15 protein-coding genes and 2 pseudogenes are annotated in these 16,555 nt (G+C 68.9%); 15 read left to right on the top strand and 2 right to left on the bottom strand.

The annotated features are described in order from the left end of the window. Window positions 1-10 precede the first annotated feature (10 nt). The 7 genes from RGU41_RS09905 (at window position 11) to dapF (ending at window position 6,384) form a co-directional block, all read left to right on the top strand. Window positions 11-319, top strand: coding sequence for a helix-turn-helix domain-containing protein (locus tag RGU41_RS09905; RefSeq protein ID WP_134446949.1), 309 nt, complete (start codon window positions 11-13; stop codon window positions 317-319). A 46-nt stretch (window positions 320-365) separates the two neighbouring features. Further along, window positions 366-587, top strand: a complete 222-nt coding sequence (locus tag RGU41_RS09900; protein WP_134446951.1) for a DUF3046 domain-containing protein — start codon at window positions 366-368, stop codon at window positions 585-587. Window positions 588-858: 271 nt separating this feature from the next. Next, on the top strand, window positions 859-2,010 hold the full coding sequence (gene recA / locus RGU41_RS09895) for a recombinase RecA (protein WP_134446953.1): 1,152 nt from the start codon (window positions 859-861) through the stop codon (window positions 2,008-2,010). Window positions 2,011-2,012: 2 nt separating this feature from the next. Continuing rightward, complete coding sequence (locus RGU41_RS09890) at window positions 2,013-2,717, top strand: regulatory protein RecX (RefSeq protein WP_134561837.1); 705 nt, start codon at window positions 2,013-2,015, stop codon at window positions 2,715-2,717. Between the two features lie 44 nt (window positions 2,718-2,761). Next, window positions 2,762-4,528, top strand: a complete 1,767-nt coding sequence (gene miaB / locus RGU41_RS09885) for a tRNA (N6-isopentenyl adenosine(37)-C2)-methylthiotransferase MiaB (protein WP_416172935.1) — start codon at window positions 2,762-2,764, stop codon at window positions 4,526-4,528. Beyond that, a complete protein-coding gene (miaA, locus tag RGU41_RS09880) occupies window positions 4,503-5,438 on the top strand; it encodes a tRNA (adenosine(37)-N6)-dimethylallyltransferase MiaA (RefSeq protein WP_134446960.1) in 936 nt (311 codons plus the stop codon). The genes miaB and miaA overlap by 26 nt, the downstream gene beginning before the upstream one ends. Window positions 5,439-5,502: 64 nt before the next feature. Beyond that, window positions 5,503-6,384, top strand: a complete 882-nt coding sequence (dapF, locus tag RGU41_RS09875; RefSeq protein ID WP_134446962.1) for a diaminopimelate epimerase — start codon at window positions 5,503-5,505, stop codon at window positions 6,382-6,384. A gap of 139 nt (window positions 6,385-6,523) precedes the next feature. On the opposite strand, the pseudogene RGU41_RS09870 reads toward dapF, so the two are convergent. After that, window positions 6,524-7,146, bottom strand: a pseudogene (locus tag RGU41_RS09870) (class I SAM-dependent methyltransferase). 41 nt (window positions 7,147-7,187) lie between these two features. Between RGU41_RS09870 and hflX the strand changes: the two are divergent. From hflX to metE, 4 genes and pseudogenes are all read left to right on the top strand, one after another. After that, entirely contained in the window at window positions 7,188-8,738 is a 1,551-nt protein-coding gene (gene hflX, locus RGU41_RS09865; protein WP_134559735.1) for a GTPase HflX, read from the top strand. Window positions 8,739-8,943: 205 nt separating this feature from the next. Further along, a pseudogene (locus RGU41_RS09860) lies at window positions 8,944-9,234 on the top strand (methylenetetrahydrofolate reductase); the annotation flags it as partial. Window positions 9,235-9,335: 101 nt separating this feature from the next. Further along, window positions 9,336-9,932 carry a methylenetetrahydrofolate reductase gene (locus RGU41_RS09855; protein WP_322136133.1) on the top strand — a complete coding sequence of 199 codons (597 nt, stop codon included), beginning with the start codon at window positions 9,336-9,338 and terminating at the stop codon, window positions 9,930-9,932. 173 nt (window positions 9,933-10,105) lie between these two features. Continuing rightward, window positions 10,106-12,445, top strand: coding sequence for a 5-methyltetrahydropteroyltriglutamate--homocysteine S-methyltransferase (gene metE / locus RGU41_RS09850; protein ID WP_322136132.1), 2,340 nt, complete (start codon window positions 10,106-10,108; stop codon window positions 12,443-12,445). Window positions 12,446-12,557: 112 nt separating this feature from the next. On the opposite strand, the gene lexA is transcribed toward metE, so the two are convergent. Beyond that, window positions 12,558-13,181, bottom strand: a complete 624-nt coding sequence (gene lexA / locus RGU41_RS09845; protein WP_241975417.1) for a transcriptional repressor LexA — start codon at window positions 13,179-13,181, stop codon at window positions 12,558-12,560. A 403-nt stretch (window positions 13,182-13,584) separates the two neighbouring features. Between lexA and RGU41_RS09840 the strand changes: the two genes are divergently transcribed. From RGU41_RS09840 to hisH, 4 genes are all read left to right on the top strand, one after another. Continuing rightward, the gene (locus RGU41_RS09840; RefSeq protein ID WP_134446971.1) at window positions 13,585-13,959 is read left to right on the top strand and encodes a LysM peptidoglycan-binding domain-containing protein; all 375 of its coding nucleotides are present in this window, start codon (window positions 13,585-13,587) and stop codon (window positions 13,957-13,959) included. Between the two features lie 133 nt (window positions 13,960-14,092). Continuing rightward, window positions 14,093-15,172 carry a histidinol-phosphate transaminase gene (locus RGU41_RS09835; protein WP_370294541.1) on the top strand — a complete coding sequence of 360 codons (1,080 nt, stop codon included), beginning with the start codon at window positions 14,093-14,095 and terminating at the stop codon, window positions 15,170-15,172. Between the two features lie 25 nt (window positions 15,173-15,197). Further along, on the top strand, window positions 15,198-15,836 hold the full coding sequence (hisB, locus tag RGU41_RS09830) for an imidazoleglycerol-phosphate dehydratase HisB (RefSeq protein ID WP_134446973.1): 639 nt from the start codon (window positions 15,198-15,200) through the stop codon (window positions 15,834-15,836). Next, window positions 15,833-16,465: an imidazole glycerol phosphate synthase subunit HisH gene (gene hisH, locus RGU41_RS09825; protein ID WP_322136131.1), complete on the top strand. Its 633-nt coding sequence runs from the start codon at window positions 15,833-15,835 to the stop codon at window positions 16,463-16,465. The genes hisB and hisH overlap by 4 nt, the downstream gene beginning before the upstream one ends. Window positions 16,466-16,555 lie beyond the last annotated feature (90 nt).

The following is a 16,555-nucleotide window of genomic DNA, read 5'->3' as shown; positions in this document are numbered from 1 at the left end:
GGAGGTTCCGATGATTCTTGTACGACAGGAAATCGGCGATGTGCTCAGGGACTTCCGACTTCAGAAAGGGCGCACACTGCGTCAGGTCGCCAGCAAGGCCAGCGTGGCCCTGGGTTACCTGAGCGAAGTGGAGCGCGGCCAGAAGGAAGCGTCATCCGAGATTCTGGCGTCCGTCGCTGACGCGCTGGACACCCCGATCTCGGTCATCATGCGTGAGGTGGGAGACCGCCTCGCCGTCATCGAGGGAATCGATCGTTTCCCCGACACCGTTCCCGACGAGCTCGTCGCGACGTACGACACCGGCATGATGGTTCGTTGACCCCGGCCTTCCCCATCCCCTCCTTCCCCGCCGTTGAGGTGGCTTCGTGAGACTCAGTGAATTCCGTCAGGCGTTGAAAGACGAATTCGGCGAGTCGTACGGTCGTGTGCTGACCCGCGACCTCGTGCTCACCTCGCTCGGGAACACCGCCGACCAGGCCCTGGCCGGCGGTGTTCCGGCGCGCGACGTCTGGCTCGCGCTGTGCGCGGAGACCGACGTGCCCAAGAGCCGTTGGTTCGGCGCAGGGGTGCCGGCGCCGCGCCCGTAGTCTTCCTCCGGACTTCGACGACGCACCCGTTTCGGCGCGTCGGTGCTCGAATACGTGTTCGACCTTTGGTAGGCTCCTCACCAGCAGGAGTCAGTGCAGAAGTGTCCACCGTCGTAGCGCTTCCCGATCAATGTCGGGGGTGCGGCGTACAGTCGCCTTCGTCAGTGACAGACAGCGAATGCCTTGTCCCAGAGCACACACCGGGGTCCTCCCGGTGAGTGTTTCGCGACAGCCTATAGGCGCCGAAACGCACGACCGAAGGAGACCCACCATGGCATCAGCAGCAGACCGCGAGAAGGCGCTCGACACCGCGCTCGCCCAGATCGACCGCCAGTTCGGCAAGGGTTCGATCATGCGCCTCGGCAGCGACGACCGGGCACCGGTCGAAACCATTTCCACCGGTTCGATCGCACTGGACGTGGCCCTCGGCATCGGCGGGCTCCCGCGCGGGCGCATCGTCGAGATCTACGGTCCGGAGTCCTCCGGTAAGACCACGCTCACCCTGCACGCCATCGCCAATGCCCAGAAGGGCGGCGGCATCGCCGCGTTCATCGACGCCGAGCACGCGCTCGACCCTGATTACGCAAAGAAGCTCGGCGTCGACATCGATGCCCTCCTCGTCTCCCAGCCCGACACGGGGGAGCAGGCGCTCGAAATCGCCGACATGCTCGTGCGCAGCGGCTCGATCGACCTCATCGTCATCGACTCCGTCGCCGCCCTCGTGCCCCGCGCCGAGATCGAGGGCGAGATGGGCGACTCCCATGTCGGCCTCCAGGCCCGGCTGATGTCGCAGGCCCTCCGCAAGCTCACCGGCGGGCTCAGCCAGACCAACACCACGATGATCTTCATCAACCAGCTCCGCGAGAAGATCGGTGTCTTCTTCGGCAGCCCGGAAACCACCGCGGGCGGCAAGGCACTCAAGTTCTACGCCTCGGTTCGCCTCGACATCCGCCGGATCGAGACCCTGAAGGACGGCACAGAAGCCGTCGGTAACCGCACCAGGGTCAAGGTCGTCAAGAACAAGATGGCGCCGCCCTTCAAGCAGGCCGAGTTCGACATCATCTACGGCATCGGCATCTCCCGCGAGGGCAGCCTGATCGACTTCGGTGTCGAACAGGGAATCGTGAAGAAGTCCGGCGCCTGGTACACCTACGACGGCGACCAGCTCGGGCAGGGCAAGGAGAACTCCCGGAACTTCCTGCTGAAGAACCCGGACATGGCCAACGAGATCGAGAGCAAGATCCTCTTCAAGCTCGGCATCTCGCCGGAAGGCGCAGCCGCCAAGAAGGCCGCCGCCGCCGCGGAAGCTGCGACGGAGCTCGCCGCGAAGGAGGCCGCGACCGCTGCCCGCGCGGCGGCAGGGGACGACGTGACTCAGCCGAAGACCACCCAGGCCAGGCTCGCCGCCCGGAAGGGCGCGTAAGCATGGTGCACTTCGAACCCAAGGCCGAGCCGGACATCAAGCCGGCCGCCGCGGCGGCCACCGGAGCCCCGGCCAAGCGTCGGGGCACTCTCGCGACGGTGAGCTACCTGCCGGGCGCCCAGGCATCCTCCTCTGCCGGGGACGTCTCCGAGGTTGACTCCGGCGGGGTCGCCTCGGGTGCGGTCGATACCGGAGACCTCGACCACGCCGTCGACCCGGACAGCGAACACGCCGAGCAGGTCCTCCTGCAGCGGCTTCGCGGTCGCTCGTTGTCCATCTCCGAGGCCCGCGGCGTGCTCGTCGGACTCGACCTTCCGGAGAGCGAGATCGAAGAGATCGTCGAACGGTTCATCCGCCTCGACTATCTCGACGAAGCGAAGCTCGCCGAGCAGATCGTTTACAGCCAGCACGAGCGCAAGGGCCTTGGGCGCTCCGGCGTCCAGGCCGAGATGCGCCGCCGCGGCCTCGACAAGGAGCTCATCGCGGAGACGCTCGACGCCATGCCCGACGACGAGACCGAACGGGCCATCGAGGTCGCGATCAAGCGCGTGCAGCAGCTGGGCCGCCTCGACGATCGCACCATCGATCGCCGGCTCAATGCATTTCTGATGCGCAAGGGTTACCCGTCCTCGGTCGTGCGCGAAGCGGTCCAGGCCGCGCTCGACTCGCGCAACGGCGGCGGCTCGTCCGGCGTGCGGTTCCAGTAGCCGAATCGGGAAGGTCCGGCGCGGTCGCGTAAACTGGAGTCACTATGACCCTGAGCATGAAGACCCTGATCGCCCCGTCGCCGGCGGCCCGCGACGACGACGGCCGGGCACGCACCTATGAGGTGCGCACCTTCGGCTGCCAGATGAACGTGCACGACTCCGAACGGCTGAGCGGTTCCCTCGAGGCGGCCGGGTACGTTCCCGCCGACGGGGCCGAAGCCGACATCGTCGTCCTCAACACCTGCGCGGTGCGCGAGAACGCCGACAACAAGCTCTACGGCAACCTCGGCCAGCTCGCGTCGATCAAACGGCGCCACGCGGGCATGCAGATCGCCGTCGGCGGCTGCCTCGCCCAGAAGGACAAGGACGTCATCCTTGGGAAGGCGCCGTGGGTCGACGTCGTCTTCGGAACCCACAACATGGGTGCGCTGCCGAGCCTGCTCGAACGCGCCCGGCACAACGGCGAGGCCCAGCTCGAGATCCTCGACGCCCTCGAGACCTTCCCCTCGACACTGCCGACCAAGCGCGACTCGAGCTACAGCGGCTGGGTCTCCATCTCCGTCGGCTGCAACAACACCTGCACCTTCTGCATCGTCCCCGCCCTGCGTGGCAAGGAGAAGGACCGTCGGCCGGGCGAGATCCTCGCCGAGATCCAGGCCCTCGTCGACGACGGAGCCATCGAGGTCACGCTGCTCGGCCAGAACGTCAACTCCTACGGCGTCGAATTCGGCGACCGCCTCGCCTTCGGCAAACTTCTCCGCGCCGCCGGGAAGATCGAGGGACTCGAGCGCATCCGCTTCACGAGCCCGCACCCCGCCGCGTTCACCGACGACGTCATCGAGGCCATGGCCGACACTCCCGCCGTGATGCCGCAGTTGCACATGCCGCTGCAGTCCGGTTCCGACCGGGTGCTCAAAGCCATGCGCCGGTCCTACCGATCCGAGCGTTTCCTCGGAATCCTCGACCGGGTTCGTGCGCGGATGCCCGATGCGGCGATCAGCACCGACATCATCGTCGGCTTCCCCGGCGAGACGGAGGAGGACTTCCAGGAGACCCTCCGTGTCGTCGAACGGGCACGGTTCGCGACGGCCTTCACCTTCCAGTACTCGATCCGCCCGGGCACACCGGCCGCGGAGATGGCCGACCAGGTGCCCAAGGAGATCGTCCAGGATCGGTACGAGCGCCTCGCAGTGCTTCAGGAACGCATCTCGTGGGAAGAGAACCAGGCCGTGATCGGCCGGGAGCTCGAACTGCTCGTCGCGAACGGGGAGGGCCGCAAGGACTCGGACACCCATCGGATGAGCGGGCGTGCGCCCGACAGCCGCCTCGTGCACTTCGACGTGCCGGACGGTTCGGAGCGCCCGCGTCCCGGGGACCTCGTCACGGTGACGGTGACCCAGGCCGCACCGTTCCACCTCATCGCCGACTCCCCGGACGGGGCGCCGCTGCGCATCCGCCGGACCACGGCCGGCGACGCCTGGGACCGTGCCGAGGCGGATGCCTGCGGCGTGCCGAGCCACGCCGGCACCTCCGCTGCTGGTTCCGTCTCGCTCGGGATGCCCACGCTCGGCCTTCGTCCCGCGGCCCCGCACGCCACGCCGCACTCTGCCACGCCGCACTCTGCCACGCCGCACTCTGCCACGCCGCACTCTGCCACGCCGCACTCTGCCACGCCGCATCCTGTTGCGGCCTCCGCCGCGGCCCAGGGCCCTGCTCCGGTGCCCGCCGTTCCGACCGCTTCCGGCCGGATCCCGGCGGTCAATGCCAGCTCGACGGTACCGATCTATGCCGTCGACGACGGTGAGCGCTAACCGGGTGCTTGTCGTCATCGTCGGACCGACCGGCACCGGCAAGAGCGAGCTCTCGCTCGACCTCGCCGAGAGCCTCAGGGCAGAGGGCACCCCGGCCGAAATCGTCAACGCCGACGCCATGCAGCTCTATCGCGGCATGGACATCGGCACCGCCAAGCTTGGAGCCGACGAGCAGCGGGGGATCCCGCACCACCTGCTCGACGTGCTCGCCGTGACCGACGAGGCCGCGGTCGCCCGTTACCAGACCGAGGCCCGTTCGTCGATCGAGGACATCGCCGCCCGCGGGGCCGTGCCCATCCTCGTCGGCGGATCCGGGCTCTACGTCTCCTCCGTGGTCTTCGACTTCCAGTTCCCGGCGACCGACCCGGTACTGCGCGCCCGGCTCGAGGCCGACCTGGTCGAGCAGGGCCCCGGCGTCCTCTATGCGCGCCTGAAGGTCGTCGACCCCGGCGCCGCCTCCCGGATCGGCGCGAGCAACGGCCGCCGCCTCGTGCGCGCGCTCGAGGTCGTCGAACTCACCGGAGCGCCGCACCTCGCCGCCCTACCGGGGGAGCCCGTGTACTGGCGTCCGGCCGTGACCCTCGGCCTGAGGGCGCCGCGCGAGGAACTCACCGCGCGCCTCGATGCCCGTGTCGACCGGATGTGGGCCGGCGGTCTCCTTGACGAGGTGCGGGGCCTCATCCCGGCCGGCCTCGAAACCGGGGTGACCGCGAGCCGCGCCATCGGCTACGCGCAGGCGCTCGGCCAGCTCAGCGGCCGGCTCAGCCAGGCCGAGGCGATCGAGCAGACCCAACAGCTCACCCGTCGCTACGCGCGCAGGCAGGTCAGCTGGTTCAAGCGCTCACAGGACACGCACTGGATCGACTACGACGCCCCCGACCGCGTCGAGGCTGCCCGCTCGCACCTCTGACCCGGAACCGATTCGACGGGGAGTGTGGGTCTGTGGTGCCCGGTCTGCTCCCTACACTGGTCTGATGGGCATCGATCTCAACTTCACCAAGGGCCAGGGCACGGGCAACGACTTCGTGTTGTTCGCCGATCCGGACGGGGAGATCGAGCTGACCCCGGCGCAGATCCGCGCGATCTGCGACCGCCGCTTCGGCATCGGCGCCGACGGCATCATCCGCGCGGTCCGCTCGCGCAGCCTCGAGGCCGGCGCCCCAGCCCTCGCGGAGGACGACCAGGCCGAGTGGTTCATGGACTACTGGAACGCCGACGGGACGCTCTCCGAGATGTGCGGCAACGGCATCCGTGTCTACGCCCGGTTCCTCGCCGAACAGGGCCTCGCCGACGTGCCCGGCGGGGACACCCTCGTCGTCGGAACGCGCGCGGGCGTCCGTGACGTGCAGCGGAACGCTGCGGGCTACCAGGTCGACCTGGGCCGCTGGCGGCTCGACGGCGGCGAACCGCTCGTCCGTGCCAGGAACCTCGCCGTCGCCCGGCCCGGTCTCGGGATCAACGTCGGCAACCCGCACGTCGTGGTCGCCCTCGCGGACCTCGGTGAACTCGAGAGCGCGGACCTCGGCTACATCCCGCAGCTCGACCCCGAACCGGCCGACGGGGCCAACGTCGAATTCGTGGTGCCGGGCGACCCCCTGGTCGTCGACGGCGTCGGACACATCCGGATGCGCGTCCACGAACGCGGCAGCGGCGAGACGCTCTCCTGCGGCACGGGAGCCGCAGCGGCCGCCCTCGCGACCCGGCACTGGGCGGGCGCGGGAGCCCCGAACCAGTGGCGCGTCGAGGTGACCGGCGGCACGCTCGGCGTGCGGATGTTCCCTGCAGAGGACGGCGAGCACGTCGCGCTCTCCGGGCCGGCCGAGCTCGTCTACGACGGCGTCTTCCGCCTCAACTGACCAAGGCCCCCAGGTCGGGGATTCGCCCGTCCCTGCCGCGAGAGTACGAATATGGCCCCTTCGCGGTCCGCGAAAGGGCCATATCTCCGCTCTCGCGGAACCTTGCGGGCGCGGGCTCAGCGGGGGAGTGCTCTCGCGGTTAGAGGGTGGGGTCGCCGTGGCGCTTGACGCGGAGGACCCGGAAGCCCTTGCTGATCGCGAAGCGGGAGACCGCGAAGTCGTGGGGGAGTTCGCCGTCGAGCCAGCGCTGCAGGGAATCGGACCCGAGGTTGCGCTGCACGACGAGCCAGGCATCCGAATCGGGCTCGAGGCGCGGTAGCCAGCTACTCAGCAGGTTGTGCAGCTCGTTCTTGCCGACCCGGATCGGCGGGTTCGACCAGATCGTGCGGAACTGCACGTGCGAGGGAACCTGGTCGGGTGTGACGGCCGTGATGTTCGTCAGCCCGAGCTTCTCGGCATTCAGCCGTACGAGGTCGAGGGCGCGCTCGTTGACGTCGACCGCCCAGATCGTGGCGCGCGGCGAAGCGAGCGCGAGGTGGAAGCTGATCGGACCCCAGCCGCAGCCGAGGTCGAGGAAGTCGCCCCCGGCGGCGGCGCCGGCGTGTTCTCGAGGAGCACCTTGGTACCCGTGTCGATGTGGTCGGGACTGAACACCGAATTGGCGGTCGTGACCTCCCGCGCCTGACCGCCCAGGTGCACGGTCACCTGCTGCAGCCTGAGCTTGCTGTCGGGGGCAGGGGTGAAGTAATGGTCGGAGGGCATAGAGGGAACCTACCGCTCTTCGAGGAAGTAAGGTTAAAGGAATGATTGAACCAGTTGAAACCCCGGACGACGACGTTGTGGCACGGGTCCTTGCCAGTGCCGATTCCAAGGCCGCCGGCTACTCCCTGTTCCGCAGCGGGAGCGCCCAGGCCCTCGACGCCGAGCCCCGCTCCGACGAACACGATGACGGCCATGACGGCGCCCAGCTCGACCGCGAAGACCGCAACGCCCTCCGCCGCGTTCCCAGCCTCTCCACCGAGCTCGAGGACGTCACCGAGGTCGAATACCGGCAGCTGCGCCTCGAGAACGTCATCCTGATCGGCCTCTACACCCAGGGCACTGTCGCGGACGCCGAGAACTCCATGCGCGAACTCGCTGCCCTCGCCGAGACCGCGGGCGCCACCGTGCTCGACGGCCTCATGCAGCGCCGCGCCACCCCGGACACGAGCACCTACCTCGGCAAGGGCAAAGCGCAGGAACTCGCCGGCATCGTCAAGGCGCTCGGCGCCGACACCGTCATCGCCGACACCGAACTCGCGCCCAGCCAGCGACGCGCCCTCGAGGACGTCGTCAAGGTCAAGGTCATCGACCGCACCGCCACGATCCTCGACATCTTCAGCCAGCACGCCAAGAGCAGGGAGGGCAAGGCGCAGGTCGAACTCGCCCAGCTCGAATACCTGCTGCCCCGCCTCCGCGGCTGGGGTGACTCCATGTCGCGCCAGGCCGGTGGCCAGGTCGGCGGAACCGGTGCCGGAATGGGTTCCCGCGGCCCCGGCGAGACGAAGATCGAACTCGACCGTCGTCGCATCCACACCCGGATGTCCCGGCTGCGCAAGCAGATCCTGGCCATGAAGCCGGCCCGCGAGGCCAAGCGCGCCAACCGCAAGCGCAACGCCGTGCCCTCCGTCGCCATCGTCGGCTACACCAACGCGGGCAAGTCGAGCCTGCTCAACCGGATCACGCGCGCCGGCGTGCTCGTCGAGAACTCCCTCTTCGCCACGCTCGACGCGACCGTCCGGAAGTCGACAACGAGCGACGGCCGGCTGTACACGCTGACCGACACCGTCGGCTTCGTCCGCAACCTGCCGCACCAACTCGTCGAGGCCTTCCGGTCGACCCTTGAAGAGGTCGCCGACGCCGACGTCATCGTGCACGTCGTCGACGCCTCCCACCCCGACCCGGCGAGCCAGCTCGCGACGGTCCGCGAGGTCATCGGTGAGGTCGGCGCCCGGGAGATCCCTGAGCTCGTCGTCTTCAACAAGAGCGACCTCGTCACGGACGACGATCGTCTCGTGCTGCGCGGCCTCTGGCCGAAGGGCATCTTCGTCTCCACCCGCACGGGTGAGGGCGTCGACGAGGTGCTCGCCGCGATCGCCGGACTGCTTCCGCGCCCGTCCATCGAACTCGACCTGCTCATTCCCTACGAGCGTGGCGACCTGATCGCGATGCTGCACGCCCAGGGCACGGTGCTCACGACGGACTACGCCGAAACCGGCACCCGGGTGCGCGCCCTCGTCACGACGGAGATCCAGTCCCAGTTCGCACCGTTCGCCGTCGCACCGGCGGCCGCCGTGCCCGCCGTCGCAAGCTGAACCAGGTAACGAACGGTCACACTCGTGCAATCCGATTAAGGGATTGCTAGAGTTTTCTTCAATCGTTGCCGACGGATTTCTTCCGCCGGCATGGAGCGACAGCCGAGCCCGGCACCCGCCCGCGAACACCCGCCAGGGCTTTCTGGCGGTCCGCGGCCGCCCGGCCATTCAGTGCACACACTGGCTACTGTCGAATGAGGAATGAATGTCCACTCCAACGGACTCCGCCCGCACACGGCGCATCCCCTTTTCGTTCGAGCTGTATCCGCCGAAGACGGATGCCGCAGCATCCGCTCTCGCGACGACGATCGACCATCTCGCAGCGGCGGGCCCCGACTTCCTCTCGGTCACCTACGGGGCCAACGGATCCTCACGCCGCTCCTCGCTCGACGTTCTCAGCCGCATCCTCCGCACGACGAACGTCGAAGCGATGGCCCACCTCACCTGCGTCGGCTCCACCCACGACGAGGCGAACCGGCTGATCCGCGAATTCCTCGACGCCGGAGTGCGCAGCTTCCTCGCCCTCCGCGGCGACCCCCGGCAGGCACGAAGGAGGGCGAGGCGTTCCTCGGCGACTTCGGCAGCGCCGCCGAACTCGTGCAGCTCATCCACCGGGTTCAGGCCGAGAAGTCCCCGTACCGCGAGACGATCATCCCCGGTATCCCCGCCGCACGCGCCGTCAAGCCCGGCCACGAGAAGGTGCGGATCGCCGTTGCGGCGTTCCCGAACGGCCACCCCCGGTCACGTTCCTCGGCGCAGGATATCGACACCCTGCTCGCCAAGCAGGCCGCGGGCGCGAACCTCGGCATCACCCAGCTCTTCTTCCACGCCGACCACTTCCTGAGCTTCGTCCAGCGCGCCAGGGAAGCCGGAGTGCTCTTCCCGATCCTGCCCGGCATCATGCCGGTGACCAGCCCGGCCAGGCTGCGGCGGATCATCGAACTCTCCGGTGAGCAGATGCCGGCAGACCTGTCCATCCGGCTCGAGATCGAACCGACCAAGGAAGGACAGCGTGAGATCGGCATCCAGCACGCCGTCGACCTCGCCAGCCAGGTGATCGCCGGGGGAGCGCCCGGTCTGCACCTCTACGCCTTCAATCAGCACGAGACCGTACTGGAGGTGCTCGACGGCTGCGGCCTGCTCGGCGCGCCGGCTCCGGTCCGGACACCGACGGCACTGCCCACGATCGTGTAACCCGGCCTGGCGCCCCGCCCCGCCCCGGTCGCCAGCGCCGCTCCCGCTCCACCGAACGCCGTACGGGCGCCTCGGATTTCCGTCGCGCCCGAAAGCACCCTGCACGCCGCGGCATCCGCCCCACACACCACCCGCCAGCATCCGCTGCACCGCCCAACCGCAAAGGAAACGTTATGACCAGCACTGCCCCGTTCCCCGCAGGCACGATCCTCGGCTATCCGCGCATCGGCCCGCGCCGAGAACTCAAGAAGGCCGTCGAATCCTTCTGGGCCGGCACATCGAGCGCCGTCGAACTCGAGGCCGCCGCGGCCGGACTCCGTCAGGCCACCCGCGACCGCCTCGCCGCCCTCGGCCTCGGCCGCACCGACTCCGCCATCCCGGAGTCGTTCTCCTACTACGACCAGATGCTCGACGCGCTCTGCACGGTCGGCGCCGTGCCCGCCCGCTTCGCCGGACTCGTCGACGCCGACGGGCACATCGACCTCGCCGGATACTTCACCCTCGCCCGCGGCGAGGGGGACAGCCTCCCGCTCGAGATGACCAAGTGGTTCGACTCGAACTACCACTACCTCGTGCCCGAGATCGGGCCGGAAACGGAGTTCTCCCTCTCGAGCGACCGGATCGTGCGCGAATTCGAGGAGGCACGCGCCGCCGGCTTCCTGACCCGGCCCGTCATCGTCGGCCCGGTCACGTTCCTGCTGCTCAGCAAGCCGAGCGACGAAGCCCCTGCGGGCTTCGAGCCCCTCGACCGGCTCGATGACCTCATTCCGGTGTACGCGACCCTGCTGCAGCGCCTCGCCGACGCCGGTGCCGAGTGGGTGCAGCTCGACGAACCCGGCCTCGTCAGCGAGAGCATCCACGTGCCCCGCGCCGAGACCCTCAGCGCCGTGCAGTGGGCGTACGGGACCCTCGGGCACCTCGCCCAGCGTCCGGCGATCTTCGTCGCTGCCCCCTACGGCAGCCTCGACGACGCCCTGCCCGTGCTCGCCGGCGCACCGATCGAGGCCATCGGCCTTGATCTCGTCCGCGGCACGCTCCCCGAGACCGCCCCAGGGCTGGACGGGAAGACCCTCGTCGCCGGTGTCATCGACGGGCACAACATCTGGCGCGGTGACCTGGCGGATGCCTTCGCTCAGGTCACCGGGGCCGGCGCACTGTCGCCGCGGATCGCCGTCTCGACCTCGACGAGCCTCCAGCACGTCCCGCACACCGTCGCGGACGAGACCGCGCTCGGCGCCGAACTCGTGAGCTGGCTCGCATTCGCCGACGAGAAAGTCGGCCAGGTTGTGACCCTCGCCCGCGGCCTGGCCGACGGACGGGAGGCCATCAGCGCCGAACTGGACGCTGCGACCGGCGCACTCGCCTCCCGCAGCGCCGCCCCCGGCGTCCGCGACGGTGCCGTGAGGGCCCGTGCCGCGGAGCTCACCGACGCCTCGTACAGCCGAGGGGTTTACGCCGACAGGCTCGCCGCCCAGGAGGCCGCACTCGCGCTGCCCTTCCTGCCGACGACGACCATCGGCTCCTTCCCGCAGACCGGGGAGATCCGCCGTGCCCGCGCCCGTTTCCTCACCGGAGTGCTCAGCGACGCCGAATACCGCGACCTGATGCGCGCGGAGATCGCCAGGGTCGTCGCCCTGCAGGAGGAGATCGGCCTCGACGTGCTCGTGCACGGCGAACCCGAGCGCAACGACATGGTGCAGTACTTCGCCGAGAACCTCGACGGCTTCGCGGTCACCGAGAACGGCTGGGTCCAGTCCTACGGCAGCCGCTGCACCCGCCCGTCCATCCTGTGGGGCGATGTCTCCCGCCCGAAGCCGATCACCGTCGACTGGTCGACCTACACGCAGGGGCTGACGGCGAAGCCGGTCAAGGGCATGCTGACCGGCCCGGTCACCATCCTCGCCTGGTCCTTCGTGCGCGACGACGAGCCCCTCGGCGAGACGGCGCGCCAGGTCGCCCTCGCCCTCCGCGACGAGATCGCCGACCTCGAGGCCGCCGGAATCGGCATCATCCAGGTCGACGAGCCGGCCCTGCGCGAACTGCTTCCGCTCAAGAAGGCCGGCCACGCAGACTACCTCGACTGGTCCGTCGGCTCGTTCCGGCTCGCGACCGCCGGGGTGCGGGACGCCACCCAGATCCACACCCACCTCTGCTACTCCGAGTTCGGTGTCGTGCTCGAGGCGATCCGCGCTCTCGACGCCGACGTGACGAGCATCGAGGCGGCCCGCTCCCGGATGGAGGTCGTGACGGACATTCAGGCCAATGGCTTCGACCACGGCATCGGCCCGGGCGTCTACGACATCCACTCACCGCGGGTGCCGGGCGTTGCCGAGCTGACGGAGCTGCTCGACCGTGCCGTCGCCGCCATCCCGGCCGGTCAGGTCTGGGTGAACCCGGATTGCGGGCTCAAGACCCGCGGCTACGCGGAGACGGTCGAGTCTCTCGGAAACATGATCGAGGCGACCCGCATCGTGCGCGCCCGCCTCGCCGCAGGCGTGCCCGCCCTCGCCTGATCCTCCTCGCGGCGAACACCCGCCGCGCGCGACGCGCCGTTTGCGCCGCTTCGCGCCAGGCTTGCCTGGCGCGAAGCGGCGCAGTTGGCGCGCACGGGGGATCTACAGGGAGCTACAGGGAACGCAGGACGGCGACGATCTTGCCGAGGATCTCGGCGTGGTCACCGAGGATCGGCTCGAAGTTGGTGTTCCTCGGCAGCAGCCAGGTGTGGCCGTCACGCTGCCGGAAGACCTTCACCGTCGCCTCGCCATCGAGCATCGCGGCGACGATCTCGCCGTTCTCCGCGGTCTTCTGCTGGCGGACGACGACCCAGTCGCCGTCCATGATCGCGGCGTCGATCATCGATTCGCCGACGACCTTGAGCATGAACAGCTCGCCCTTGCCGACGAGCTGGCGCGGGAGCGGGAAGATCTCGTCGACCTGCTGGTCGGCCATGATCGGAACACCGGCCGCGATCCGCCCGACGAGCGGCACCATTGCCGCGTCGCCCACCGGGGTACCCTGCTGGAAGTTCTCGGCGGCGCCGGCCGCGGTGTCCTCCGGCGACTGCGGCAGCTCGATCAGGACCTCGAGCGCCCGGGGCCGGTTCGGGTCCCTGCGCAGGTAGCCGCTCAGCTGGAGCTGGTTGAGCTGGTGGGTGACGCTCGACAGCGACGACAGGCCCACGGCGTCACCGATCTCCCGCATGCTCGGCGGATAGCCGCGCTGGCCGACAGAGCGCTGGATCACGTCCATGATCGCGCGCTGCTTGTCGCTGAGGCTCTTCCTCCGACGTGTTCCGCCGCGCTCGGGGGAACTGCCGGCGAACGGGGTCACGCTGTCCGGGGTCACGCTGTCCTGGGTCACGATGTCGCTCCTGTCGGTGGCGGTGGACGGTGGCGGGCGGTCGCCCCGGTGGATGCCGTGAGGCGACCGTATCCGAATGTCAGTGGTCGCTGGTTGAGTTCACACCAGTCAATCGAAACTGTAACCAGCCTGGGGCGAAGTGCAGACATTCATTCGAGTGTGTCGTGTACTTCACCCCAATAATAACCGGAGAAAGTCTTGATTGTTCGAACAATCGAATATATATTCGGAACATAGCTTCGTATCCGGCTCTCCCGGCCGAGAGCCGGATACGAATACACAGGAGGCAGACATGAGCACAACAATCGAGCTGGTCCCGGGGGCGCACACCCGGCTGCGCATCACCCGGCGCGGTCGTGCCGTGCTGACCGCGATCGCCGGCGTCCCCCTCGTCGTCGGCGCGCTTGCCCTCGCCCTCAACGGCGGCCTCGCCGCCGCAGACGGCAGCACCTTGAGCGGCAGCGGCATGAGCGCCGACGCGGGTGGAAGTGCGACGACCTTCGACTACGTCACGATCCAGTCGGGCCAGTCGTTGTGGCAGCTTGCCGAGCGCATCGCCCCTTCTGCCGATCCGCGCGAGGTCATCGCCGAGATCGTCAACCTGAACCAGCTGCCCTCCGAGAGCGTGCAGCCGGGCCAGCGCTTGGCTCTCCCTGCCGAATACTGAGCAAGCCGGATACTGAGCAAGCCGGACAGTGAGCAAGCCGGATACTGAACCACCGGAGTACTGAGCAAGCCAAATACTGAACCACGGGCAATATGACCCGCCGGTGCTGAGGCCCATCGGTAACATGGGGGGAGTGACCAGTCTCAACGACCTGCCTCTCCGCGACAATCTTCGCGGGCTCACTCCCTATGGGGCGCCGCAGCTGCACGTGCCGGTCGCGCTCAACGTGAATGAGAACACCCACGGCATCCCCGAGGACGTGGCCGTCGACATCGCCGCAGCACTGGCCGCCGCTATCCGGGGGATCAACCGGTACCCGGACCGGGAATTCACGGAACTGCGCGAGGCGATGGCCCGCTACCTCGGACACGGTCTCACCCGTCAGAACATCTGGGCGGCCAACGGCTCCAACGAGGTTCTCCAGCAGGTGCTGCAGGCCTTCGGCGGGCCGGGACGCACCCTCCTCGGTTTCGCCCCCACCTATTCGATGTACCCGTTGCTCGCCTCGGGAACCGGAACCCGCTGGGTCGCCGGTGACCGCGACGCCGACTTCGAACTCACCCCGGAACGCGCCGTCGACTGGGTCAACCGGGTCAATCCCGACCTCGTCTTCCTGTGCTCCCCGAACAACCCGACCGGCACCCCGCTCTCTCTCGACGTGATCGCCGCCGTCTACGACGCCTGTGACGGCATCGTGGTCGTCGACGAGGCCTACGCCGAATTCGCTCCGGTGGGAACGGCATCCGCTCTCACCCTGCTGCCCGGCAGGGAACGCCTGCTGGTCTCCCGCACGATGAGCAAGGCCTTCGCATTCGCCGGGGCCCGGGTGGGCTACCTCGCCGCCGACCCGGCCGTGACGGATGCGCTGCGGCTCGTGCGCCTGCCGTACCACCTCTCCGCGCTGACCCAGGCCGCGGCCGTCGCCGCTTTCGCGCACACGCCGGAGATGCTGCGCATGGTCGACGACATCCGCGGCCAGCGCGACCGCCTCGTCACCGAGCTGCACCGGCTGGGCTACCGCCCCTTGCGGAGCTGGAGCAATTTCGTGCTGTTCGGCGGGGTCTCCGACCCGCGCGGAACCTTCGAGGCGCTGCTCGCCGAGGGCATCCTCGTGCGCGACGTCGGGATCCCCGGCCACCTGCGGGTCACGGCCGGCACCGAGCGCGAGACGAGCGTATTCCTCGACGCCCTCGAAGCACTGGGCCACGCGTAACCGCCCGGGCCAATAAACTAGCCGCATGAGCTCACAGTCACCGGCCGCACAGTCATCGACCGCACAGGCCCGCATCGCGCACCTGCAGCGGGAGACGAGCGAGTCGAGCATCGACCTGACGATCAACCTCGACGGCACCGGCGTCTCCGACATCCACACCTCGGTGCCGTTCTACGACCACATGCTCACCGCGTTCGCCAAGCACTCGCTGACCGACCTCACCGTGCGCGCGTCGGGGGACATCGAGATCGACGTGCACCACACCGTCGAAGACGTCGCCATCGTGCTCGGACTCGCCATCCGGCAGGCGCTCGGAGACAAGTCCGGCATCTCCCGCTACGGCGACGCGCTCGTGCCCCTCGACGACGCCCTCGCCCAGGCTGTCGTCGACATCTCCGGCCGCCCGTACCTCGTGCACACCGGGGAGCCTGCCGGCTTCGAGTTCCACCTCATCGGCGGACACTTCACCGGCTCGATGGTGCGCCACGTCTTCGAGGCGATCGCATTCAACGCGGCCCTCACCGTGCACGTCACCGTGCTCGGCGGCCGTGACCCGCACCACATCGCCGAGGCCGAATTCAAGGCCTTCGCCCGCGCCTTCCGTCAGGCCAAGGCCTACGACCCGCTCGTCTCCGGCATCCCCTCGACCAAGGGCGCCCTGTGACGAGCGTCGTCGTCTTCGACTACGGCACCGGCAACGTGCACTCGGCCGTCAAAGCCCTCGAACTCGCCGGCGCCGACGTGACCCTGACGAGCGACCGCCGCACCGCCCTCGAGGCTTCCGGCCTCGTCGTGCCCGGCGTCGGAGCGTTCAGCGCCGTGATGAGCGCCCTCACCGCCGTGCGCGGCGACGAGATCGTCGACCGCCGCATCGCCGGGGGACGGCCGGTGCTCGGCATCTGCGTCGGCATGCAGGTCCTGTTCGAGCACGGCGTCGAACGCGGCTCGGACACCGAGGGACTCGGCGAATGGCCCGGCACCGTCGCCCAGTTGCCCGCCAAGATCCTGCCGCACATGGGCTGGAACACCGTCACCCCCGACCCGGACTCGCGCCTCTTCGCCGGCATCGAGGACGAGCGGTTCTACTTCGTGCACTCCTTCGCCGCCCAGGAGTGGACGCTCGAGGTCACGCCGCCGTTCCCGCGGCCCCGGCTCACCTGGGCGGAACACGGCGGACCGTTCCTCGCCGCTGTCGAGAACGGACCGCTCTCCGCGACCCAGTTCCACCCGGAGAAATCGGGCGAGGCCGGCATCCGCCTGCTGAAGAACTGGATCGGTACCCTGCGGGACTGACCGTCCCCTCTCGCTTTTGTTCGGCGGCCCGGCCGCACCCATCCCTGATCTGAGGACTACCGTGACTGAAACCACCCCCGCCTCGTCCTG

The organism is Cryobacterium sp. 10C3 (assembly GCF_034314285.1).
Classification (GTDB): Bacteria; Actinomycetota; Actinomycetes; order Actinomycetales; family Microbacteriaceae; genus Cryobacterium; species Cryobacterium glucosi.
The sequence above is the reverse complement of the archived record's forward strand: the minus strand, read 5'-3'. Positions and strand labels throughout refer to the sequence as shown.